The sequence below is a fragment of the Nonomuraea monospora genome (assembly GCF_039531895.1).
GTDB classification, from domain to species: domain Bacteria; phylum Actinomycetota; class Actinomycetes; order Streptosporangiales; family Streptosporangiaceae; genus Nonomuraea; species Nonomuraea monospora.
Genome location: NZ_BAAAQX010000008.1, coordinates 171,548 through 194,495, shown reverse-complemented (window position 1 = coordinate 194,495; position 22,948 = coordinate 171,548). Strand labels below are relative to the sequence as shown.

Annotated in this window: 20 protein-coding genes; 3 read left to right on the top strand and 17 right to left on the bottom strand. The window is 72.8% G+C overall.

The features are described 5' to 3' along the window. Positions 1-18 precede the first annotated feature (18 nt). The 13 genes from ABD331_RS18010 to ABD331_RS17950 all read right to left on the bottom strand — a co-directional run bounded on the left by ABD331_RS18010 (position 19) and on the right by ABD331_RS17950 (position 14,753). Entirely contained in the window at positions 19-1,947 is a 1,929-nt protein-coding gene (locus ABD331_RS18010; RefSeq protein ID WP_344476073.1) for a dipeptide ABC transporter ATP-binding protein, read from the bottom strand. Further along, on the bottom strand, positions 1,944-2,765 hold the full coding sequence (locus ABD331_RS18005) for an ABC transporter permease (RefSeq protein ID WP_344476071.1): 822 nt from the start codon (positions 2,763-2,765) through the stop codon (positions 1,944-1,946). Before ABD331_RS18005 ends, ABD331_RS18010 begins: the two co-directional genes overlap by 4 nt. 120 nt (positions 2,766-2,885) lie before the next feature. Next, entirely contained in the window at positions 2,886-3,818 is a 933-nt protein-coding gene (locus ABD331_RS18000) for an ABC transporter permease (RefSeq protein ID WP_344476069.1), read from the bottom strand. Beyond that, entirely contained in the window at positions 3,815-5,419 is a 1,605-nt protein-coding gene (locus ABD331_RS17995) for an ABC transporter substrate-binding protein (RefSeq protein ID WP_344476067.1), read from the bottom strand. The genes ABD331_RS18000 and ABD331_RS17995 overlap by 4 nt, the downstream gene beginning before the upstream one ends. Next, positions 5,416-6,513, bottom strand: coding sequence for an LLM class flavin-dependent oxidoreductase (locus ABD331_RS17990; RefSeq protein WP_344476065.1), 1,098 nt, complete (start codon positions 6,511-6,513; stop codon positions 5,416-5,418). Before ABD331_RS17990 ends, ABD331_RS17995 begins: the two co-directional genes overlap by 4 nt. Next, the gene (locus ABD331_RS17985; protein WP_344476063.1) at positions 6,510-7,547 is read right to left on the bottom strand and encodes an LLM class flavin-dependent oxidoreductase; all 1,038 of its coding nucleotides are present in this window, start codon (positions 7,545-7,547) and stop codon (positions 6,510-6,512) included. Before ABD331_RS17985 ends, ABD331_RS17990 begins: the two co-directional genes overlap by 4 nt. Next, entirely contained in the window at positions 7,544-8,734 is a 1,191-nt protein-coding gene (locus tag ABD331_RS17980) for an LLM class flavin-dependent oxidoreductase (RefSeq protein WP_344476060.1), read from the bottom strand. The genes ABD331_RS17985 and ABD331_RS17980 overlap by 4 nt, the downstream gene beginning before the upstream one ends. Continuing rightward, positions 8,731-10,050, bottom strand: a complete 1,320-nt coding sequence (locus tag ABD331_RS17975) for an NtaA/DmoA family FMN-dependent monooxygenase (RefSeq protein WP_344476058.1) — start codon at positions 10,048-10,050, stop codon at positions 8,731-8,733. The genes ABD331_RS17980 and ABD331_RS17975 overlap by 4 nt, the downstream gene beginning before the upstream one ends. Then, positions 10,050-10,958 (bottom strand): glutathione S-transferase C-terminal domain-containing protein, encoded by a 909-nt coding sequence (locus ABD331_RS17970; RefSeq protein ID WP_344476056.1) that lies wholly within the window; start codon positions 10,956-10,958, stop codon positions 10,050-10,052. The genes ABD331_RS17975 and ABD331_RS17970 overlap by 1 nt, the downstream gene beginning before the upstream one ends. A gap of 23 nt (positions 10,959-10,981) precedes the next feature. After that, entirely contained in the window at positions 10,982-11,494 is a 513-nt protein-coding gene (locus tag ABD331_RS17965; RefSeq protein WP_344476054.1) for a flavin reductase family protein, read from the bottom strand. Positions 11,495-11,806: 312 nt separating this feature from the next. Then, the gene (locus ABD331_RS17960; RefSeq protein WP_344476052.1) at positions 11,807-12,394 is read right to left on the bottom strand and encodes a hypothetical protein; all 588 of its coding nucleotides are present in this window, start codon (positions 12,392-12,394) and stop codon (positions 11,807-11,809) included. A 72-nt stretch (positions 12,395-12,466) separates the two neighbouring features. After that, the gene (locus ABD331_RS17955; protein WP_344476051.1) at positions 12,467-13,141 is read right to left on the bottom strand and encodes a GAP family protein; all 675 of its coding nucleotides are present in this window, start codon (positions 13,139-13,141) and stop codon (positions 12,467-12,469) included. Next, positions 13,134-14,753, bottom strand: a complete 1,620-nt coding sequence (locus ABD331_RS17950; protein WP_344476048.1) for a SulP family inorganic anion transporter — start codon at positions 14,751-14,753, stop codon at positions 13,134-13,136. Before ABD331_RS17950 ends, ABD331_RS17955 begins: the two co-directional genes overlap by 8 nt. Before the next feature lie 187 nt (positions 14,754-14,940). Between ABD331_RS17950 and ABD331_RS17945 the strand changes: the two genes are divergently transcribed. Further along, the gene (locus tag ABD331_RS17945; protein WP_344476046.1) at positions 14,941-16,452 is read left to right on the top strand and encodes a M1 family metallopeptidase; all 1,512 of its coding nucleotides are present in this window, start codon (positions 14,941-14,943) and stop codon (positions 16,450-16,452) included. A gap of 48 nt (positions 16,453-16,500) precedes the next feature. Here the strand turns inward: ABD331_RS17945 and ABD331_RS17940 are convergent, their stop codons facing one another. Both ABD331_RS17940 and ABD331_RS17935 read right to left on the bottom strand, forming a co-directional pair. Continuing rightward, positions 16,501-17,697, bottom strand: coding sequence for a cytochrome P450 (locus tag ABD331_RS17940; RefSeq protein ID WP_344476044.1), 1,197 nt, complete (start codon positions 17,695-17,697; stop codon positions 16,501-16,503). 110 nt (positions 17,698-17,807) lie between these two features. Further along, positions 17,808-18,377 (bottom strand): TetR/AcrR family transcriptional regulator, encoded by a 570-nt coding sequence (locus tag ABD331_RS17935; protein WP_344476042.1) that lies wholly within the window; start codon positions 18,375-18,377, stop codon positions 17,808-17,810. A gap of 95 nt (positions 18,378-18,472) precedes the next feature. Here ABD331_RS17935 and ABD331_RS17930 point away from each other — a divergent pair, with 95 nt between their 5' ends. Together ABD331_RS17930 and ABD331_RS17925 are read left to right on the top strand one after the other, a co-directional pair. Beyond that, on the top strand, positions 18,473-19,660 hold the full coding sequence (locus ABD331_RS17930; protein ID WP_344476040.1) for an acyl-CoA dehydrogenase family protein: 1,188 nt from the start codon (positions 18,473-18,475) through the stop codon (positions 19,658-19,660). Next, entirely contained in the window at positions 19,657-21,153 is a 1,497-nt protein-coding gene (locus ABD331_RS17925) for a phosphotransferase family protein (protein WP_344476038.1), read from the top strand. Before ABD331_RS17930 ends, ABD331_RS17925 begins: the two co-directional genes overlap by 4 nt. Here ABD331_RS17925 and ABD331_RS17920 read toward each other — a convergent pair. Next, on the bottom strand, positions 21,143-22,039 hold the full coding sequence (locus tag ABD331_RS17920; protein WP_344476037.1) for a carbohydrate ABC transporter permease: 897 nt from the start codon (positions 22,037-22,039) through the stop codon (positions 21,143-21,145). The genes ABD331_RS17925 and ABD331_RS17920 overlap by 11 nt on opposite strands. Next, the gene (locus tag ABD331_RS17915; RefSeq protein ID WP_344476035.1) at positions 22,036-22,947 is read right to left on the bottom strand and encodes a carbohydrate ABC transporter permease; all 912 of its coding nucleotides are present in this window, start codon (positions 22,945-22,947) and stop codon (positions 22,036-22,038) included. Before ABD331_RS17915 ends, ABD331_RS17920 begins: the two co-directional genes overlap by 4 nt. Between the last annotated feature and the right edge of the window lies 1 nt (position 22,948).

The following is a 22,948-nucleotide window of genomic DNA, read 5'->3' as shown; positions in this document are numbered from 1 at the left end:
GCGCCACCCTCCAGCGGGTCACATCCCCGCGCTCACCTGCGCTTCCGCTGCGGATCGAGGAAGATCTGCCACTTCCCCGCCGGGCAACCTGGGCACCGCCGCCACCAGATCCCGCGTGTACGGGTGGCGCGGCGCGGTGAACACCTCGTCCACCTCCCCCTCCTCCACGACCCTGCCGTCCTTCATGACCAGCACCCGGTCGGCGAGGTGGTGCACGACGCCCAGGTCGTGCGAGATGAACACCATCGCGGTGCCGTACTCGGCCTGCAGCTCCGCCAGCAGGTCGAGCACCTGGGCCTGGATGGAGACGTCCAGCGCGGAGACGGGCTCGTCGCAGACCAGCACGTCGGGGCGGGGGCCGAGGGCGCGGGCGATGGCGATGCGCTGCCGCTGGCCGCCGGACAGCTCGCGCGGATGCCTGCCCGCCACCTCGAGCGGGAGTCCGACGCGGGCCAGCAGGTCCAGCACCCGCGCCCGCCGCTCGGCCCGCGGCAGCCGCAGCGGCTCGGCGATCAGGCGGGCCGTGGTGTGGCGGGGGTCGAAGGAGTCCAGGGGGTTCTGGGAGATGAGCTGGAGGGTGGGGCGGCGGGGGCGGCGCCGGCGCTCGGGCAGGCCGCTCCACTGCTCGCCGTGCAGGGTGACCTGGCCGTCGTCGGGCTCGATCAGGGCCAGGGCCAGGCGGGCCACCGTGGTCTTGCCCGAGCCCGACTCCCCGACGATGCCCAGCGTCTCGCCCCGGTGCAGGACGAAGGAGACGTCCTCGACGACGCGGCGGGGGCCGTAGGAGCGCGTCAGGCCGGACACGGCGAGCACCGGAGCCTGGCCCGGAGACGAGGTGAGGGGCCCACCAGGCGTGCCGTCCGCAAAACGCGGGCCGTCCGTGAGAGGGCTGCCCTCCGTGAGCGCGCGGCCCTCCGTGAGGCGCGGGCCATCCGTGAGGCGCGGGCCGTCCGTGAGGCGCGGGCCGTCCGTGAGGCGCGGGCCGTCCGTGAGGCGCGGGCCGTCCGTAAGGGGCGAGCCCTTCGTAAGGGGCGAGCCCTTCGTGAGGCGTGTGGTGAGGGGGGTGCCGTCTGTGAGGCGGGTGCCGCGGGAGGTGGCGGACGGGACGGCGGCGAGGAGGGCGCGGGTGTAGTCGTGCGCGGGCGCCGCCAGCACGTCCAGGGCGGGCCCCTCCTCGACGACGCGGCCGTCCCGCATGACGAGGATCCGGTCGGCGATCGAGGCGACGACGGCGAGGTCGTGGCTGATCAGCAGCAGCGCGGTGCCGGCCGCCTTGCGTTCGGCGAGCAGCCGCATGATCTGGGCCTGCACAGTGACGTCGAGCGCGGTCGTCGGCTCGTCGGCGATGATCAGCTCGGGTTCGGCCGCGATGGCGGAGGCGATGAGCACGCGCTGCCGCAGCCCGCCCGACAGCTCGTGCGGATGCTGGCGCACCCGCAGCTCCGGCTCGGGCACGCCGACCGACTCCAGCAGTTCGAGCGTCCGGCTCTCCCGCCACCGGCGCGGCACGACGTCGTGCGCGGTCAGCACCTCACCGATCTCCGCGCCGACGGTACGCAGCGGGTCGAGGGAGACGAGCGCGTCCTGGAGCACGAGCCCGGCGAACCTGCCGCGCAGCCCGCGCCACTCCCGCTCGCCGAACGTCAGCGCGTCGCGCCCCGCGACGGTGAACGCGGACGCCCGCACGGACGAGCCCGGCCCGGCCAGGCCGAGCAGGGTGCGGGCGGTGACGCTCTTGCCCGAGCCGGACTCCCCCACAACGGCCACGCACTCGCCGGGCGCGACGGACAGCGAGAGCCCGCGCACGACCTCCGTCCCGTTGAAGCCGACCCGCAGGTCCCGCACGGCGACGAGCGGGGAGGCGGCCGTGTCCTCGCCGGAGTTGGTGATCGCCGTGTCCGCGCCAGGGCTGGTGATCGCCGTGTCCTCGCCGGGGTTGGTGATCATGGGGTCCTTCCTTCGAAGCGGCGCTGGAGGCGGCGGCCGACGACGGTCAGGCAGACGACGGTGAGCGTGATCGCCAGGCCCGGGAAGAGCGCCTCCCACCAGGCGACCCGCAGGTAGTTGCGGGCTTCGGAGAGCATCGCGCCCCATTCGGCGGCGGGCGGCTGCGGGCCCATGCCGAGGAAGCTCAGCCCCGAGCTGGCGATGACCGCCTGGCCGAGCCCGATGGTGGCCAGGACGGGGATGGGGCCGAGCACGTTGGGGAGCACGTGCCCGGCGGTGATCGCCAGGCGGGGGCGGCCGAACGTGACGGCCTGCTCGACGTAGCCGGAGTGGCGCACGACGAACGTCTGGGCGCGGATCACGCGGGCGTAGTTCGGGATCTGCGCGACGGCGATCGCGAAGATGACGTTCCCGGTGCCGGGGCCGGTGATCGCCACCACGAGCAGGGCCAGGAGCAGCTCGGGCAGGGTGGACAGCACGTCGAACGCGCGTGCCAGCGCCTCGTCCAGCCAGGTGGGGGACAGCCCGGCCGCCAGGCCCAGCAGCACGCCCGAGGTGACGGCCAGGACGGTGGCGGCGACGCCGATGCTGATGGAGTGGCGGGCGCCGTACACGACCCTGGACAGCACGTCGCGGCCGAGGTGGTCGCTGCCGAACCAGTGCTCCGCGCCTGGGGGCGCGAGCGCGCTGAGCGGGTCGGCGGCCAGCGGGTCGGCGCCGGTGAGCAGGGCGGGCGCGGCGACGGCCAGCGCGAGCAGGACGAGGAAGGCGCTCGGGAGGAGCAGCCCTGGCGCGATGGGCAGGCGCGGCGCTGCCACCGCGGCCCTGGCAGGCGACCTCGCGGAAGAAGAAGCAGAAGAGGCCGGCGGAGTGGAGGCCGGGGTGGAGGGCGACGGGGAGGGCGGGGTGGAGGCCGGGGTGAGTGCGGACATGGACGGTCAGCCTCGGATTCGCGGGTCGATGGCGCGGTAGGCCAGGTCGAGGAGCGTGCTGATGGTCACGTACACCAGGGCCGACAGCAGCACGACGGCCATGACCACCGGCATGTCGCGCCCGGTGACGGCGTCCATGGCGACGCGTCCGAGCCCGGGCCGCCCGAACAGCACCTCGGTGATGACGGCCCCGCCGAGCAGCGTGCCGGTGAACCAGCCGGCCAGCGTCACGGCCGGGATGAGCGCGTGCCGCAGCGCGTGCCGGGCGACGAGCGCCCGCTCGGTCAGCCCGCGCGCCCGCGCGGTGACCGCGAACGGCTGTTCCAGCGCCCGTTCGAGCCCGCCCCGCAGCACCTGCCCGAGCACGCCCGCGATGGGCAGCCCGAGCGCGAGCGCGGGCAGCACCAGCGCGGCCGGCCCCTGCGCGCCGGAGACGGGGAACCAGCCGAGCGTGAACGAGAAGACGGCCAGCAGTACGATCCCGATGAGGAACGGCGGCACCGACACCGCCACCAGCTCCGCCACCGAGGCGAGCGAGGCCATGCCGCGCGCCGCCCGCCCGCGCCCGGCCGTGACGAGCGCGATGACGGCGGCGAGGGTCACCCCGACGGCCGCGGCGGCCAGGGTGAGCTGGGCGGTGGGCGCGATCTGGGTGGCCAGCACCTCGCCGACGCCCCGCTGGAGCTGGTAGGAGCGCCCGAGGTCGCCGTGCAGCAGCCGCCACAGGTAGGCGAGGTACTGGACGACCTCGGGCCGGTCGAGCCCCCACTCCTTGATGATCGCGGCCCGGATCTCCGGCGTGTCGGCGCCGTCGCCGACCAGGATGTCCACGGTGTCGCCCGGGGCGATCAGCAGCGCGACGTAGGAGGCGGTGGCGGCGGCCCACAACACGGCCAGCCCGGTCCCGAGCCGCCTGACGACGCCGAGCCGGCCGATCATGTGCCTATCCGCACGTCGTACGCGCCGGCGGGCGTGCCGGAGGCGGGGTTGAAGCCGAGCCCCTGGACGCTCTTCTGCGCGGCGATCTGGTCGGCGGGCACGTAGATCGGGAACACGATGGCCTTGTCCCGCACCACCACCTGCTGCACCTTGGCGTACAGTTCCTTGCGCCGCTCCTGGTCGGAGGTCCGCGAGGCCTCGGCGATCCACTTCTCCACGTCGGGGTCGGAGAAGTGGGTGCGGTTGAGCGCGCCCTTGCCCGGCAGGAGCAGGTTGAGCGCGGCGCCGGCGTCGGAGTCGCCGCGGGAGTTCTCGAACACCTCGTAGTCGTTGTCGTCGAGGGCCTTCTGCGCCGTGCCCTGGTCGACGATCTTGACCTGGAAGTCGATGCCCGCGTTCTGCTTGACCTGCGCCTGGATGGCCTGGGCGAGGATGTCGCGCCGGTCGCGGATGAACGCCGCCGAGGCGAGCGTGCGCACGCTCAGCCGCTTGCCGTCCTTGACCCGGTAGCCCTGGGCGTCGCGCTGCTTCCAGCCGGCCTCGTCGAGCAGCGCGTTGGCCTTGGCGACGTCGCCGCCGAAGGTGTTCTCCAGCGAGGTGTCGTAGAAGGTGCTCGCCTTGCCGACGACGCTCCACGCCCTGGTGGCGGTGCCCTGGTAGACGGCCTTGAGCACGGCGTCCAGGTCCACGGCCTCGCGGAAGGCCTCGCGTACGCGCTGGTCGTCGAACGGGGCGCGGGAGACGTTGAAGTAGTAGGAGAAGGAGGTGCCCGAGTTGAGCGCGGTCTGCAGGGTGAGGCCGGGGTCGCTCTTGATCAGGCCGGCCTCGGTGGCGGGCACGCCCTCGATGACCTGCACCTGGCCGGAGGTGAGCGCGCCGACGCGGACGGCGGCCTCGGGCAGGAACCGGTAGGTGATCTCCGACAGGTGGGCGGGGCCCTGGTGGGCGGCTCCTGCGGGCGGCCACTGGTAGGCGGGGTTGCGGCGGTAGTGGATCTCCTGGCCCGGCACGTACCTGTCGAGGATGAACGGCCCGGTGCCGACCAGGTCAATCCCGCCGAACTTGACGTCCTTGGCGCTCTTGAGCGACTTCGGGGAGACCTGCCCGGCGTAGGGGGAGGCGAGGAAGTCGAGGAAGAGGGCGTCCGGCTCCTTGAGGGTGATCTCCAGGGTGGTCGGCGAGACCACCTTCGCCTCCTGGTACGCCCGGAGCTGGATGCCGGCCACGGCCGTGTTGTAGCCCTCGACGAAGAACTGGTCGAGGTTGGCCTTGACGGAGGCGGCGTCGAACTTGGCGCCGTCGTGGAAGGTCACGTCGTCGCGCAGGGTGAGGGTGTAGGTCAGCTCGTCGTCCGACACCTTCCACTCCTTGGCCAGCCAGGGGCCGAACGAGCCGTCCTTGTTCCTGGTCAGCAGCGCGTCGAACTGGTTGAACACCAGCAGCCTGACCTTGTTCTGCGCCCACTGCTGCGGGTTGAGGGTGATCGGCTGGGTCTCGATGGCCCAGGTCAGGGAGGTGGGGGCGGCGGCCTCTGGCTGGGCGGCGGGCTGGGCGCCGCACGCGGTCAAGGCCAGCAGGAGGACGGGGATGAGGCGCTTCACCGGCGGTTCCAGGCTTCTGCGAGCAGCTCGTACGAGCGCACGCGGTCGTCGTGATCATGGGTGATGGTGGTGACGAGCAGTTCGTCGGCCCCGGTGACGCGGCGCAGCACGTCCAGCCGTTCGGCGACCTGTCCCGGGGTGCCGACGAACTGGGTGTCGAGGCGGTCCTTGACGAGTTCGCGGTCGGCGTCGGTCCAGGTGTGGGCGGCGGCCTCGGCGGGCGTCGGGAAGCGCATGGCGCCGGCGCCCGTCCTGATGCTGCGCACCCACAGGCCGTAGGGGGAGGCCAGCTCGCGGGCGGTGGCCTCGTCGTGGGCGACGACGGCGTCGGCGGAGACGACGACGTACGGCTCGGCCAGCGCGGCGGACGGCTTGAACGCCTCCCGGTAGGCTTCGACGGCTTCCAGCACGGAGGCGGGGCTGACGTGGTAGTTGGCCGCGAACGGCAGGCCCCGCTCCCCCGCGACCTGGGCGCTCTGCCCACCGCTGCTGCCGAGGATCCACACCTGCAGGTCGGCGCCCTCGCCGGGGACGGCGTGCGCCTCGTGGGTGCCGTCGAGGAAGGCGAGCACGTCGTCGATCTGGCCGGCGAAGTCGGGGGTCTGGGCGCCGGGCTGCTGCAGGAGGGTGGCGTAGTGGGCGAGCTGCGGATGGGTGACGAGTTTGGAGAAGTCGAACGGCTTGGGGATGAGCAGCCCGTCCACTACCCGCTCGGCGGGCGGCTCGGCGGGGACGGTCGCGCGGGCGGCCAGCTCGGCGCGGCGCTGGCCTGAGCGGCCGATGCCGAGGTCGAGCCGCCCCGGGTAGAGGGCGTCGATGAGGCCGAACTGCTCGACGACCGACAACGGCGTCTGGTGTCCGAGCTGCACGGCCCCCGACCCCACCCGGATGGTGGAGGTGGCCGCCGCGATCAGCCCGATCAGCACGGCGGGCGCCGAGCTGGCCACGCCGGGCGCGAAGTGGTGCTCGGCCACCCAGTAGCGGCGGTAGCCGAACCGCTCGGCCTGCCGCGCCAGGTCGATGGTGTTGCGCAGCGCGTCGGCGGCCGTGCCGCCGGAGGGGATGGGGGCCAGGTCGAGGATGGACAGCGTCATGAGTCACCTCCGGAGGTGGGGAACGGCCTGCTGGGGATCTCGGCCCGCAGGGCAGGCGCGATCTCGGCCTGGAACAGCTCCAGCGCTCCCCGGTGCTGCGCCGGGGTGAGCCCGTCGGCGTCGGCGTGCAGGTGCATGACCTCGTGGCCGAACCGTTTGTGGTAGCGCAGCACCTTGTCGATGATCTGCTGCGGGCTGCCGACGAGGATGGAGCTGCGCTCGATGGCGTCCTCCAGGGTCGGGAAGACGACCGGCAGGCCGAGGCGGCGCTGGAACTCCACGCGGGCGTCGAAGATCGGCCGGTAGGTGGCGACGGCCTCCTGGGAGGTCCTGGCGGCGTAGTAGCCGGCCGTTCCCGCGCCCACGAGCGCGTCGGCCGGGTCGTGCCCGTAGTGCGCCCAGCGTTCGCGGTAGTGGTCGATCAGCTCGGCGTAGGGGTCGATGGGGTTGGTGACGTTCGCGGAGAACAGCGGGTCGCCGTAGCGGGCGGCCAGGTCCACCGACTCCTTGCTGGTGGCGCTGCCGTGCCAGACCCTGATCGGCTGCTGAAGGGGCCGCGGCCAGGTCTCGGCCTCGGTCAGCGACGGCCTGAACCGGCCCTGCCAGGTGACCTTGTCCTCCCGCCACAGGCGGCGGAACAGCTCGTAGGACTCCCGGTTGCGCTCCCACTGGTCCTCGGCGGTGACGTGGAAGAGCTGGGCCTGCGCCGCGCCGTTCCCCTTGCCGATGATCAGCTCCAGGCGGCCGCCCGACAGGTGGTCGAGCGTGGCGTAGTCCTCGTAGGCCCGCACGGGGTCGAGCAGGCTGAGCGTGGTGACCGCCGTGAACAGCCGGATCCTGGACGTCTTGGCCGCGATGTGGCTGAGCACGACCGGCGGCGAGGAGGAGATGAACGGCCGCTCGTGCCGCTCCCCCACCCCGAACCCGTCGAAGCCCAGCTCCTCGCCCAGCACGGCGTTGCCGACCACCTCGCGGAACCGCTCGGTCGGCGAGCCGCCGGTGTGCGTGATCAGCGTGATGAGCAGGAATTTCATCGTGCCCCCGCGTTTTGGCCGGCGTAACGGCTCGCCGGGCGGGGCAGGCCGAGCAGCCCGCGCAGCGTCTGCGCCTCGTACCGGCTCCTGAACGCCTGACGGCCGCGCAGCTCGGCGGTCAGGCCTGAGGCGATCTGCCACAGGTCGTACGGCACGGCCCCCGGCCGCAGCCGGAACCCCTCGATCCCGGCGCGCCGCCACTCCAGCAGCAGCCCGGCCAGGTCCCGCACGTGCCCGGTGAAGATCGCGGCGTCGGAGGCGAGCTCGGCCCCGTCCAGCTCGTCGAGGCGCGCCTTGCGGGCGGTCGCGTCGTCGCCGAGGAACACGACGAGGTCGGCGAAGATCTTCACGTCCGGGGACAGCTCCCTGACCTCGGTGACGATGGCGCGGGCCTGCTCGGCCGAGTGCGGTGTGACGAAGACGACGTCGGCGTTTGCCGCGGCGAACTCGTACGGCAGCCGGCTGTGCGCCAGCGCGGCCACGATCGGCTGGCCCTGCGGCGAGCGGGGGGTGATGGACGGGCCCTTGACCGAGAAGAAGCGCCCCTCGAAGTCGATGTAGTGGAGTTTGTCGCGGTCGATGAACCGGCCGGTGGGCACGTCGCGGATCTCGGCGTCGTCCTCCCAGCTGTCCCAGAGCCGCCGCGCCACCTGTACCGCGTCGCCCGCCTCCGCGAACAGGTCGCGCACCTGCGGGTCGCCGGACAGGTCCGCGCCGCCGGGCCGGTTCAGCACCTGGTCGAGGGGCGGGAACTCGCGGCGGCCGAAGTGGCGCGCCTCGAAGCTGCGGGCGGAGACCTGGGGCCGCCAGCCGGCGCGCCCGCCGCTGACGTGGTCGAGCGCGGCGATGCCGATGGCGACGTGGAACGGCTCGGTGTGCGTGGTGGTGGCGGTCGGCACCAGGCCGATGTGGTGGGTGAGCGGCGCCAGCCTGGCGGCCAGCAGCACCGCGTCGAAGCGGCCCCGTACCTGGTCGGTCCGGTCGTCGGGCGCGTCGGGCAGGGTGGACTGCAGGCCGAACGCGTCCTCGAGGGTGACGAAGTCGAGCAGCCCGCGCTCGGCCTCGGCGACCAGCCCCGCCCAGTAGCGGGCCGAGAACAGGGCGCGCGGCGCGGCGCTCGGCTCCCGCCAGGCGGCCGGGTGCCAGCCGGCGCCGTCGAGCGCGACGGCCAGGTGCAGGGTGCTCATGCCAGCTCCAGATGTTCGCGCAGGGTGCTGCCGGTGTAGTCGGTACGGAAGGAGCCGCGTTCCTGCAGCAGCGGAACCACCCGGTCCACGAAGTCGTCCAGCCCGCCGGGCGTCAGGTGCGGCACGAGGATGAACCCGTCGGCGGCGTCGGCCTGCACGTGCTCGTCGATGAGCCGCGCCACGGTCTGCGGCGTGCCGACGAACGTCTGCCGCCCGGTCACCTCGATGACCAGATCGCGGATCGACAGGCCCTTCTCCGCGGCCAGGGCCCGCCACTTGGCGGCCACGGCGGCCCTGTCCTTGATCGCGACGCGTCCCTGGGAGACGCCTTCGTCCAGGTCGGGCTCGAGGTCGGGCAGCGGCCCCTCCGGGTCGTATCCGGACATGTCGCGGCCCCACACCTGCTCCAGGAAGGCGATCGCGGTCTGCGGGCCGACCTGGAGGCGGCGAATGGCGGCGGCGTTCTCGGCGGCCTCCTCCTCGGTGTCGCCCAGCGCGAACGTCACCCCTGGCATGATCTTGAGCTGGTGCGGCTCGCGCCCGTACCTGGCCAGGCGGCCCTTGACGTCGGCGTAGAAGCGCTTGCCGTCCTCCAGCGAGCCGTGCCCGGTGAAGATCACGTCGGCGTTGGCGGCGGCGAACTCCCTGCCCTCGCTGGAGTCGCCGGCCTGGATGACGACCGGGTGCCCCTGCGGGCTGCGCGGCAGCGTGAAGCGGCCCTCCACGGAGAAGTGCGCGCCCCGGTGCCCGACCGTGCCGACGGCGTCCGGGGTGAGGAACTGGCCCGCCGCCTGGTCGCCGAGGACCGCGTCCGGCTGCCAGGAGTCCCACAGCTCGCGGGACAGGCGGACGAACTCGGCGGCCCGCTCGTACCGGTCGGCCCGGTCGAGGTAGCCGCCGCGGCGGAAGTTCTCACCGGTGAAGGCGTCGGAGGTGGTCACCACGTTCCAGGCGGCCCGCCCGCCGCTCAGGTGGTCGAGCGTGGACAGGCGCCTGGCCAGCTCGTACGGCTCGTTGAAGGTGGCGTTGACGGTCCCGGCCAGGCCGAGCCGGTGCGTCACGGCGGCCAGCGCGCTGAGCAGTGTGAGCGACTCGGGCCTGCCCACCACGTCGAGGTCGTGGATGCGGCCTTTCAGCTCGCGCAGCCGTAACCCTTCGGCCAGGAAGAAGAAGTCGAACTTGCCGCGCTCGGCCGTCCTGGCCAGGTGGGTGAACGAGGCGAAGTCGATCTGGCTGCCCGAGCGGGGGTCGGTCCACACCGTGGTGTTGTTCACGCCGGGGAAGTGGGCGGCGAGGTGCACCTGCTTGCGGCTCATCAGGCGCCCCGCCCGTGCGGGAGGTCCCAGGTGGCGGGCAGGCCCTCGGTGGTCTCACGGAAGGCCGGGAGGCTGTGGAGGTCGCGGGCGTAGCCCCACAGGTGCTCGAAGCCGGACAGGTCCCACTCGCTGATCTCGTGGTCGCGGTTGTGCAGGGCGTCGTACCTGGCCAGCGTCACCCACAGCCGGACGTCCGCCTCGGTCAGGGTGTCGCCGGTGAGGTAGCGGCGGCCGGCCAGCCGCTCGTCGACCCACTCCAGCGCGGCCAGCACCCGCAGGCGCTCGTCCTCGCGCTCCGCGCCCTCGGCGCGGGCCACCCGGGAGACGCCGGTGTTGATGTCGTGGTAGATCCACGCGTTCAGCTTGTTGATCTCGGGCCGGAGCGCCTCCGGGTAGAGGTCGGCCGCGGGGTCGGCCCACCGCTCGAACTGGGTGGCCAGGTCGATGGTGATGTCCGGGAAGTGGTTGCTGACGATCCTGCCCAGCTCCTTGTCCCAGAGCACCGGGACGGAGACGTGCCCGCCGTAGCCCTCCTCCGTGGCCGTGTACGCCTGCTCCAGCAGGGTGAACCCGTTGACGGGGTCGGGGCCGCGCCGCTCCCTGAAGGCCCAGCCGCGGCCGTCGCGCTCGTCGTCCACGTACGACAGCGACACCACCTCCTCCAGGCCCTTGAGCCTGTGGACGATGGCGGCGCGATGGGCGTAGGGGCAGACCCAGGCGAGGTAGAGGTGGTAGCGGCCGGGCTCGGCGCGGTGGCCGCTGGAGCCGTCGGCGGTGATCCGGTCCTGGAAGGGGTAGAGGGGGCGGTTCCAGCCCGGTGACAGGTGCAGGCGGCCTGGGCCGTACTGGCCGTAGGCGACGTGATCGACGGGACTCGCGTACGCGGGAATCCCAGTAGAGAGGGTCACACTCGACTCCACGTGCGGAAAGATCAGTCTTCTGGGTGCGGAAGGAAACGGCCGAAACGGCCCTGGTGGTACAGCAGGGGGCGGCCGGTGCTGTGCGTCTCGACCTCGGCGACGAGCCCGACGACCAGCAGGTGGTCGCCGACCTCGGCCCGCTCGTACGGCAGGCAGACCAGGTGCGCGGAGACGTCCAGCAGCAGCGGCGCGCCGAGCGGCCCCGGCCGCCAGCGGGTGGGCGGCGCGAACCGGTCGACGCCCTTGCGGGCGAAGCGGGAGGCCAGCTCGGCCTGGTCGCTGGCCAGGATGTTGACCGCGAAGTGGTCGGCGGAGGCGAGCAGCGGCCAGGTGGTCGAGGAACGGTCCACGTAGAAGGAGACCAGCGGCGGTTCGAGGCTGACGGAGGAGAACGACGTGGCCGTCAGCCCGGCGGGGACGCCGCCGGTCTGCGCGGTGATCACCACGACGCCGCTGGCGTGCACGGCGAGCGCGCGGCGGAAGTGCTCGGCGGCGACGGCGCGCCCGGGCAGGGTTTCCGTCATGCCGCGCTCCCCTCGGGGCCGGCGTGGGGGCCGGGGTGGGGGCGGGTGGATGGCAGGACTGATCTGGTCGGGGTCACAGGAGGTTCCTCACGGGAGAGCTTTGCGCTTGTCGAAGGAGGCGGGGGTGTACGCGTGATCAACGACACTGGGCGCTGCTGACGTGGCCGTGGTCCACGTGGGGGCGCCTGGTGAGGAGGAGGCCCTGGCTCATGGTCACGACGCTAAGCCGACATTCCGGATAAGTCAATATTTCCTACTGGTTTTAAAGGAAATAGTACTTCCGGCGGCACGCACCCGCCTCCCGCGCGGATGTCACTCCACGGTGGGCAGATCCACGGGCGGTCCGGCGGGCCGGCCGAACGGCGGGTCGCTGGCCAGGTCGAAGGCGGCGGCCAGGATGGTGAGGACCTGGGTCATGGCCTGCGGCACCAGGGCGTACTCGCCCCGCCGCCGCTGCATGATGAGCCTGGCCCCCTGCAGCGCCCGCAGGTGGTGGTAGAGCTGCCCCGTCGTGGTCTGCTCGCCGTCCCTGCTGAGGCATTCCTGCAGGTCCGTGCTGGTGCACCGGCCCTGACGCAGCAGCTCGGCGAGCAGCGCCAGCCGGGGCCTGCTGCCCAGCGACTCCAGGACGCCGGCCACCGGCGCCCAGTCTGCCGACAGCAGGGTGGCGAGGGAGACCTGCCGGTCCCAGAGGCTCTCGCCGCCGGCCAGCCGCGACGCTCCGGCGTACCCGACCGTCCCGGCCTCGTCCGCCTCCTTGGCCTGGCGGAGCATGCCGGTGGCGGCGGCGGCGAGGGACGGCGGGGCCGTCGGCGGGCGGCGGGCCGGGCTCGCGAGGCCCGCCTGGCTCTCCAGGCGGGCGATGCGGCGCTCGAGTTCGGCGAGTCTGTCCTCGCTCATCGCACTCTCCTACGTAAATTCATAATTACGAAAGAGCGTAGGCGACGGGTGCGGGCCTGACAACCCACCGCTTCAGCCGAGCAGGCCGCGCAGCCCCTTGGCCAGGAACAGCAGCGCGAAGACCAGGATCAGCAGCAGGGTCAGAGCCCCGTTGTGCCGGATCAGCCAGCCGCGCATCCACGCGAGCCGCCGCTGCCCGCCCCCGCCGAGCGCGGTGGCGTACGGGGTGAGCACCCCGATGCTGCCGATGACGACGAACACGGCGGCCACGACGGCCTGACGACCGGCGGGCAGCGGCTCGCGGGTGGCGGCGAGGGCCCCTCCTGCCAGCGAGGCGAGGTTGACCGGGTTGGCCACGATGAGCAGCGCCGCCACCGCGACGATCTTGGGAGGTGTCATGGTGTCCATGGCGGCGATCCAGCGGGGCGGCTCGGGCGCGGCGCCGTCCGTGCGGCGGACGGCCCTGCGGATGCCGACGGCCGCCGCCGCGAGCAGGAGCACCCCGATGACCAGGGCGACCCAGGCCACCCAGGCCGGCTTGGCGTGCCCGCCCCCGCCGAGCGCGCCGAGCAGCGCGATGAGGGCGATCAGCACGACCCAGCTCATGACCAGCCAGGTGAGCGCGAACAGCAGCGCCTTGGCCCGGCCGTTCGCGCTGACCAGCAGGGCGATCACGGCCACGACGGGGAACGGCGAGACGATCAGGCCCAGCGTGTAGGGCAGCATGTCGGCGAAGGCCTCACCCATGGTCACTCTCCCGGTGGGCGGCGGCCGCGGCCTCGTTGGAGTCGAAGAACCTCAGCCCGGTCAGGCCGTAGTGGGCCAGCAGGCGCCGCAGCCCGGCGGTGGCGCGGGCGACGGCGAAGGTGACGCCGCGCTCGCGCAGCGCGGCGGCGGTCTCGCGGAGCGCCTCGGCTCCGGTCACGTCCACGTCGGTGATGGCCTCGGCGTCCAGCACGATCCACTCGGCGCCGTCGTCGGCCAGGCGGGTGATCTCGCTCTTGAACGTGCCGGCGTTGGCGAAGAACAACTGGCTCTCGAACCGGTAGACGACCAGCGGCCCTTCCGCCGCGCCCCTGGTGTAACGGCCGTGCTCGCCCGGCCGCAGGGTGGCGGTGCTCGGCCGGGAGGCGCGCCGGACGACGTCCACGGCCGACAGCAGGAACGCGATGACCACCGCGGTCAGCGAGCCGAGCACGGGGACGCCGAGCAGGCACACCACGGCGATCCAGAACTCGGACCTGCGCAGCCGCCACAGCTCCGCCAGCCTGCGCACATCGATGAGCCGGACGACCGCGACCGCGACGATCCCGGCCAGCGCCGTGTTGGGCAGGTACGCCAGCAGCCCGGAGCAGAACGCGACCAGCACGGCCACCACGACCGCGCAGACCGCGCTCGGTATCTGCGACCGGCTGCCCGCGGCGTCCATGGCGGCGGTACGGGAGGCGCTCGACCCGACGGTCATCGACTGGGTGAGCCCGGCGGCCACGTTCGCCAGCCCGAAGGCGCGCAGCTCCTGGTTGGCGTCGAGCGGATACCCGTGCTGCTCGGCGTAGCGGCGGGCGGTGAGCAGCCCGTCGGCCAGCGTGACGGCGCAGATCGCGATGGCCCCGGGGACGAGCGCGGCCCACTGCCCCAGCGTGATCGACGGCCAGTGCGGCACGGGCAGCCCGGACGGGACGTGACCGAGCACGGACACCCCGAGCCGGTCGAGCCCGGCCCAGGTCACCACCGCCGTGGCGGCCACCAGGGCGATGAGCGGCCCCGGCAGCGCGGGCAGGAGCCTGCGCAGCGCGACGATCACGACGATGGTGGCGACCCCGACGACGACGCTCCACGGACGCGCCTGCGGGATCCTGGTCACGATCTCCCACAGCTCGGGGAAGAACCGCTCGGCGGTGGTGTGGATGCCGAGGATCTTCTTCACCTGGCTGGTGAGGATCTCGACGGCCAGCCCGGCGATGAAGCCGACCAGGACGGGCTCGGACAGGAAGTTCGCCAGGAAGCCCAGCTTGAAGGCGTAGAACAGCAGGAACACCGCCGCGCAGACGAGCGCCTGGGCGTAGGCCAGCTCGACGTACTGCGGGCTGCCCGGCCGGGCGGCGATCGCGACCAGCAGGGAGGCGATGAGCGCGGCGATGGGCGCGTCCGGGCTGGCCACGAGCTGGCGGGAGGAGCAGAGCAGCGCGAACACCAGCATCGGCACGATGGCGGCGTACAGGCCGGCGATCGGCGGCAGCCCGGCGATCTGCGCGTAGCCGATGTTGAGCGGGATGGCCAGCGCGGCCAGCGTGACCCCGGCGGTGATCTCCCCCGGCCACTTCAGCGGGCCCCGCATGCCGGCGGCGAACCAGCTCACGGCCACGCCGCACCGCCCCGCGTCCGGCCCATGCCACTCTCCCCCCGTCGCGACAGGCCGTACCCCGTGTGAGCTGGGCTGATGCCTGACGATCACCGCAACGGCGTCAGGATCACGCACCGCGCTCTTTGCACGCGTGCGCGATTGACGTAGCTTCGCGAGCACCGGATCTCTGCCGAGGAGGGACATGTTCCCGCGCTCGCTCAGGCGCGCCGCCACGGCCGCCGCCTTATCACTGCTGCTCGCCGTCCCCCTGTCCGCCCCCGCTGCGGCGATGTCCCGCGCGCCCGGAGCGCCCGGCATCGGGGACGTCTACTTCCCCGACTACGGGAACGGCGGCTACGACGTCAAGCACTACAACCTGAAACTGGACTACCAGCCGGGCGCCGACCGCCTGGACGGCAAGGCGACCCTGCTGGCCACCGCCACGCAGTCGCTGACGCGCTTCAACCTGGACTTCCTGCTGGACGTGCGGGAGGTCAAGGTCAACGGCGGCCTGGCGGCGTTCGCCAGGACGGGCGCGCACGAGCTGGAGATCACCCCGGCCCGGCCGCTGCCCCGCTTCCTGCCGTTCGTGGTCGAGGTGACCTACGGGGGCGTGCCCAGCTCGATCGAGGTGCCCGGCATCGTCCGGCCGTGGATCAAGCGGGCCGACGGCGCGCTCGCGCTGGGCGAGCCGGAGATCGCCTGGTGGTGGTACCCGAGCAACGACCACCCGGCGGACAAGGCCACGTTCGACGTGTCGGTCACCGTGCCCGAGGGCAAGCAGGTGATCAGCAACGGCGTGCTCGCCTCGCAGCGCACCTCGCGCGGGAAGACCACCTTCCACTGGCTGATGGACAAGCCCATGGCCACCTACCTGGCCACGCTGTACATCGGCGACATCGAGGTGCACAAGGGGCGCTCGTCCACCGGCCTGCCGGTGATCACGGCGTACGACAGGACGCTCGGGCCGCGCCTGGAGTTCGCGAAGGCCAGCGTCGAGCGCACGCCGGAGATCATCGACTGGGAGGCGAGCGTGTTCGGCCGCTACCCGTTCTCCTCGATGGGCGGCTCGGTCGTCAACGAGAACGTGGGCTTCGCGCTGGAGACGCAGACGCAGCCCGTCTACGACTCGATCTTCTTCGAGACCGGCCCGGACGTCGCCGTCGTCGTGCACGAGAACGCCCACCAGTGGTTCGGCGACAGCGTCGCGCTCAAGCAGTGGCGCGACATCTGGCTGAACGAGGGCTTCGCCACCTACGCCGAGTGGCTGTGGTCGGAAAAGGAGGGCACGGGCACCGCCGCCGAGCTGGCCAACGCGCTCTACGACGAGATCCCGGCCGACCACCCCCGCTTCTGGGTGCGGGTGCCCGGCGATCCGACCCCCGCCTTCCTCTTCTACGCCTCGGTCTACTGGCGTGGCGGCATGACGCTGCAGGCGTTGCGCAGCGAGGTCGGCGACGACGACTTCTTCGCCATCATCAGGGCCTGGGCCAGGACGAAGCAGCACGGCAACGGCGACACCAACGAGTTCATCGCGCTGTCGGAGAAGATCTCCGGCAGGCAGCTCGACGCGCTGTTCCAGACGTGGCTGTACGAGCCGGTCAAGCCCGCCGGCCCGCCCGCGACGGTCACGGCACGGGTGCGGGAGGCCGGGCCGCCGGCCTCGTACGAGCGGCACAAGAAGTTCCACGAGCTGCTGCACGGACCCGCCTGACCGAGACCGCGCGCGCAGCCTCGCGAGGGGCTGCGCGCGCGGGCCGGGCTACCCCCAGGCGATCGGCAGCTCGCTGGGATAGCGGCTCAGGTCGGGGCGCAGCTCGACCTGCTCCAGCGGGATCGTCAGGCGCAGGCCGGGCAGCCGGCGCAGCAGCGCGGGCAGCGCGATCTCCAGCTCGGCGCGGGCCAGCGGCTGGCCCAGGCACTGGTGGATGCCGTAGCCGAAAGCGACGTGGCCGCGGGCGTTGCGGCCGAGGTCGAGCGCGTCCGGGTCGGGGAAGGCGGACGGGTCGTGGTTGCCCGACAGGAGGTTGAGGATGATGCCGTCGCCGGCGCGGATGAGCCTGCCGCCGATCTCCACGTCCTCGGCGGCGACGCGCACGATGAGGTTCTCGGCGAGCGTGATGTAGCGCAGCAGCTCGTCCACGGCGTTCGCGACGACGGCCGGATCGCCGGTGTCGCGCAGGGCGGCCAGCCGGTCGGGGTGCCACAGCAGCGCCAGCGTGCCCAGGGAGATCATCTTGGCGGTGGTCTCGTGGCCGGCGACCAGCAGCGTCATGCCGCTCATCGCGGCCTCCTGCGCGGTCAGCTCGCCGGCCGCGATCCGCTCGCGGGCCAGGCGGCTGACGATGTCGTCGCCCGGCTCGCTCCGCCTGCGTTCCACCAGCTCCAGCAGGTACGTGAACAGCGCGACCGACGCCTGCGTCTTGTCCTGCTCCGAGCAGAGCGGGTTGACCAGGACGCCGCTGTTGCGCTGGAAGAACTCGTGATCCTCGTACGGCACGCCGAGCAGCAGCGAGATCACCAGCGACGGGACGGGCAGCGCGAAGTCCCGGACGAGGTCGGCCGGCGGGCCCTTCGCCGTCATCTCCTCCAGGAAGCCGTCCACGATCTCCTGGATGCGCGGGCGCAGCCCGTTGATGCGCCTGAGCGTGAAGTCCTTGATCAGCATGCGGCGGTGCCTGGCGTGCTCGGGGTCGTCCATGCGGGGGAAGGCGGGCGGCCTGGACAGGGCGGCGGCGCTGAGCGGCAGGTTCGGGTCGCGGTCGTCGGCGCTGATCCTCGGGTCGCCGAGCGCGGCGCGGATGTCGTCGTACCGGCTGATCGCCCAGGCGAGGGAGCCGTCCGACAGCCGCACCCGCTGCAGCCCGTCCGCCTCCCGCCAGCCCGCGTACTCGGGCGGCGGGTCGAAGGGGCAGGCCGACGGGCGTGCGCCGGGGAAGGACGGGAAGTCGTCGTTCATCGATCCTCCTGTGCTGACGGTGGTGCGCAGGATTCCGGCCCGTGAGGTCGGGCAGCCCCAGTATCGCCGACCTCCCGGCCCCTCGCCCCGGCGGGCGGCCGCCGAGCGCTCTAGCGGGCGCCCGCCAGGCGCAGGGCGAAGTCGCCGTACTGGTAGACGAGCTGGTCCTCGGTCAGCTCGCCGTCCTCGCGGTACCAGACCGGCACGCCCATCCCCAGGTCCAGGATCGCGTACGAGGTCAGCTTGGCCGAGGCGACCTTGAACCGCCCCTGGCGCACCCCGTCGGCCACGATCTCCCTGAACCCGCCCTCGTAGCAGGCCCGCCGGTCGAGCACGCCGGCGCGGTGCGGCTCCTCGAGGCTGCGGATCTCGCGGGTGCCGACGAACGCCTCCAGCCGGTGCCGGGCGTGGAAGCGCACGTGCGCCTCGGTGGCGCGGCGCAGCCGTTCGGCGACGTCGTCGCAGCCGGAGACGGCGGCCCGGTGCCCGGCGAGCAGCGCGTCCATCGTGGCGATCATGATCTCGGCGAGCAGCTCCTGCTTGGAGCCGACGTGCTTGTACAGGCTCGGCCCGCGGATGCCGAGGGCGGCCCCGATGTCGGCCATGGTCGTCGCCTGATACCCGCGCTCGGCGAACAGCGCCAGCGCCGCCGCCCTGATGTCCACGGCCCGCCCCGTCATGCCACACAGGCTAATGGCTGATAGCCGGTCTTGACCAGCGCCGCCGTTCCCGCCCAAGATGGGGCTAATGGTCATTAGCCTAGGGAGGGGTTCCGGTGGCGGTCGATCTGTCGCACGTGCCGCACGTGGTGGAGCTGGCCGAGCGGACGGCGGCGTTCGTGCGCGAGGTGGTGGTGCCGGAGGAGGAGCGCCACGACGGCGTGGCGGCGCGCGGCGGCGAGGCCATGCGCGTCCGGCTGCAGGCCGCCGCGAAGCAGGCCGGGGTGTTCGCGCCGCACGTGGCGGCCGAGTACGGCGGGCAGGCCCTCGACATGCGCGGGCGGGCGGCGGTCTTCGAGGAGGCCGGCTGGTCGCTGTTCGGGCCGCTCGCGCTGAACGTCGCCGCGCCCGACGAGGGCAACATGCATCTGCTGGAGTTCGTGGCGAGCCGGGCGCAGAAGGAGCGCTACCTGCGCCCGCTGGCCCTGGGCGAGATCCGCTCCTGCTTCGCCATGACCGAGCCCGCCCCGGGCGCCGGCTCCGACCCGGCCGCGCTGAGCACCCGGGCGGTCCGCGTGCCGGGCGGCTGGCGGATCGACGGCCGCAAGTGGTTCATCACCGGCGCCGACGGCGCGGCGTTCGCCATCTGCATGGCCCGCACGTCCGGCGAGCCGGGCGATCGGGGCGGCGCGACCATGTTCCTGGTGGACGCGGACAACCCCGGCATGAAGATCGTCCGGCACCTCGACACCCTCGACGAGAGCCTGTACGGCGGGCACTGCGAGGTGGACTTCGACGGGTGCGTGGTGCCGGACGAGGCCGTGCTCGGCGAGGTGGACCAGGGCTACGACTACGCCCAGGTGCGGCTGGGCCCGGCCCGGATGACGCACTGCATGCGCTGGCTCGGCATCGCGCGGCGCGCCCAGGAGATCGCGCTCGTCCGGGCGTCGGAGCGGCGGCTCTTCGGCTCGCGGCTGGGCGACCTCGGCATGGTGCAGGGCATGATCGCCGACTCCGAGATCGACATGGCGGCGGCCAGGGCGCTGACGTTGCAGGCGTGCTGGGAGCTGGACAAAGGGCACAGCGCCAGCCAGTCCACCTCGATCGCCAAGGCGTTCACGGCGGAGGCGGTCTGGCGGGTGGTGGACCGGGCGCTGCAGATCTGCGGGGCGCTCGGCGTCTCGGGCGACGTGCTGCTCAGCCGGTTCCTGCGGGAGGTGCGGCCGTTCCGCGTCTACGACGGCCCGACCGAGACCCACCGCTGGGCCATCGCCCGCCGCGCCCTGCGCACGGCGACCCGGTGACCGGCTACCCGCCCGACCCTCACCCAGCGCACGCCGACACGACGACCGGCCACCTGCCCGGCCATCGCCCAGCGCACGCCGACACGACGACCGGCCACCTGCCCGATCCTCACCCGGCGCACGCCGACACGACGACCGGCCACCTGCCCGATCCTCACCCGGCGCACGCCGACACGACGACCGGCCGCCTGCCCGATCCTCACCCGGCGCACGCCGACGCCGCGACCGGCCATTTGCCTGACGCTGCGGTGAGCGGCTCCCCGGCCGGTCATCCCGTGGCGCGCGAGGCCGCAGAGGCCGCTTCCTCGCCCGAGCGTCCCCCGGCGCGCGAGCCCGCGATGGCCGCCTCTCCGCCTGGGCTGGATCTGGGCGCGCTGACGCGGTATCTCGCCGCGCACGTCCCCGAGGTGGCCGGGCCGATCACGGCCGAGCTGCTGCCCGGCGGGCGTTCCAACCTCACCTACCGGCTGAGCGACGGCCACCGGGCGTGGGTGCTGCGCCGCCCGCCGCTGGGCGGCCTCACGCCGTCCGCGCACGACGTGGCCCGCGAGTACCGGGTGGTCGCCGCCCTGCACGGCACGGGCGTCCCGGTCGCCCGCCCGGTCGCGCTGTGCGCGGACGCCTCGGTGCTGGGTTGTGCGTTCTCCCTGGTGGAGTACGTCCCCGGCGTCGTGGTGCGCAGCCGCGAGGACCTCGGCCGCTACTCCGGCGCGGAGGCGGCCCGCTGCGCCCACGCGCTGATCGACGTGCTGGCCGCGCTGCACGCCGTGCCGTACGAGGAGGTGGGGCTGGCGGGTTTCGGCCGTCCGGACGGGTTCCTGGCCAGGCAGGTCGCCCGCTGGTCGGACCAGTGGCGCCGGGTGGCCACCCGGGAGCTGCCCGACGTCGAGACCCTGGCGGCCCGGCTCGCCGACCTGGTTCCCGCGACCGGCGCGGGCTCGGGTGCGGGCGGAAGTGCGGGCGGGCGTGCGGGTGCGGGCGGAAGTGCGGGGGCGGGCGGGCGTGCGGGTGCGGGCAGGGGCGCGGGCAGGGGCGGGGGCGCGGGCAGGGGCGGGGGCGGGGGCGCGGGCGCGGTGGTGCACGGCGACTTCCGCCTCGACAACGCCATCCTGGCCGTGGACGACCCCGGCACGGTGCGGGCGCTGGTCGACTGGGAGATGGCCACGCTCGGCGACCCGCTGGCCGACCTGGGCCTGCACCTGGTCTACCGCGATCCGGCGTTCGAGCCCGTGCTCGGCGGTTCGGCCGCCTCCACCAGCGAGCGCCTGCCGTCCGTCGCGGACCTGGCCGAGCGTTACGCCCGCGCGTCGGGACGCGACCTGGGCCGGCTCGACTTCTACCTCGCCCTCGGCTACTTCAAGATCGCCGTGATCGCCGAGGGCATCCACGCCCGCCACCTCAAGGGCATGACCGTGGGAGAGGGCTTCGGCACGGTCGGGGCGGCCGTCCCGAGCCTGGCCGCCGCCGGGCTGCGGGCGCTCGTCAGTTCTTGATGCCGGTGAGCGTGACCCCCTCGATGAAGTAGCGCTGCAGGAAGAAGAACAGGACGATGATCGGGGCGATGACGGCGGCGGAGGCGGCCATCAGGTAGCCCCACTGGGTGAGGTAGACGCTCTGGAAGGAGGCCAGGCCGAGGGAGAGCGTGTACTTGCGCTCGTCGTTGAGGTAGAGCAGCGGCCCGAGGAAGTCGTTCCAGGTGCCGATGAACGTGAAGATCGTGACCACCACGACGGCGGGCTTCGACAACGGCATGACGATCGTCCAGAACACCCGCCACGGGGACGCGCCGTCGATGTAGGCGGCCTCGTCCAGCTCGAACGGGATCGTCAGGAAGAACTGCCGCAGCAGGAACACGTTGAACACCCCGCCGCCCGCCCCGGCGAACCAGCTCGGCACGGTCAGCGGGACGAACGTGTCCAGCGCGCCGAGTTCCTGCCACATGACGAAGGTGGGGATCAGCGTCACCGCGTACGGCAGCATGACGGCGCTGAGCAGCACGGCGAAGGTGAGGTTCCGGCCGCGCCAGCGCAGGCGGGAGAAGCTGAAGGCGGCCACCGAGCAGGTGAGCACGGTGCCCAGCACGCTGATCACCGCGATGATCACGGTGTTGACGAAGTACAGCCAGAACGGCTGCGCGGTGAGCGCCTCGGTGAAGTTCGACCACTGGAACGGCGAGGGGATCCACTCGGGTGGCGCGACGAACATCTGCGCGTCCTGCATGAGCGCGCTGCGCACCAGCCACACGAACGGCAGCAGCGTCGGCACCGCCCCGGCGGCCAGCGCCAGGTAGAGCAGGGCCTTGCCGTACCTGCGGGGCTTGCGCGGGCCGGCCGCGGGCGGCGCCTTCGCCGCGCGCGGCGGCGCCTGCACGGCCGTCATCGGGCGCCCGCCATCTCGTAGTAGACCCACCGCCGCGCGTTCCTGAACAGCAGGAACGTGATCACCACGATGATCATGAACAGGACCCAGGCGAGCGCGCTCGCGTACCCCATCTCGCTCTCCCTGAACGCCACCCGGAACAGGTAGTACACGTAGAAGAGCGTGGCGTTGTCCGGCCCGCCCTCGGTCATCACGTACGCCTGGTTGAACACCTGGAACGTGCCGACCACGCCCACCACCAGGTTGTAGAAGATGGTCGGCGTCATCATCGGCAGCGTCACGTGCCAGAAGCGCCGCCACGCGCCGCCGCCGTCGATGGAGACCGCCTCGTACAGGTGCCGGGGCACGCCCTGCAACCCCGCCAGGAAGATCACCATGGTGTTGCCGAAGCCCCAGGTGCTCATGACGATCAGCGACGGGATGGCCGTCGAATCGTCATAGATCCACTGCCCGGCCGGCAGCCCGGCCTGGCGCAGCAGCGAGTTGAGCAGCCCGAAGTCGGGGTTGAAGATCCAGATCCAGAGCACCACGTTCGCGATGGCCGGCACCAGCGTCGGCAGGTAGAAGACGGTGCGCCAGACCGGCAGGCCGCGCACCCGCTGGTTGAGCAGCATGGCCACCGCGAACGACACGATCAGCACCAGCGGGACGGCCCCGAGCGTGTAGTAGGTGGTGGCGCTCAGCGACGTCCAGAACAGCTCGTCGCGGGCCAGCTCGGCGTAGTTGCCGAGCCCGGCGAACGCCGGCGTGCCGCCCACCTGCCAGTCCGTCAGGCTGAACACGAACGAGGCCAGCATCGGCCCCGCCGTGAAGATCACGAATCCGAGGATGGCCGGGAGCGCCATGAGCACGCCCCAGCGCCGCTCCATGCGGCGCTGCCCCGACAGGCCGGTCCCGTCGCGAGCCACC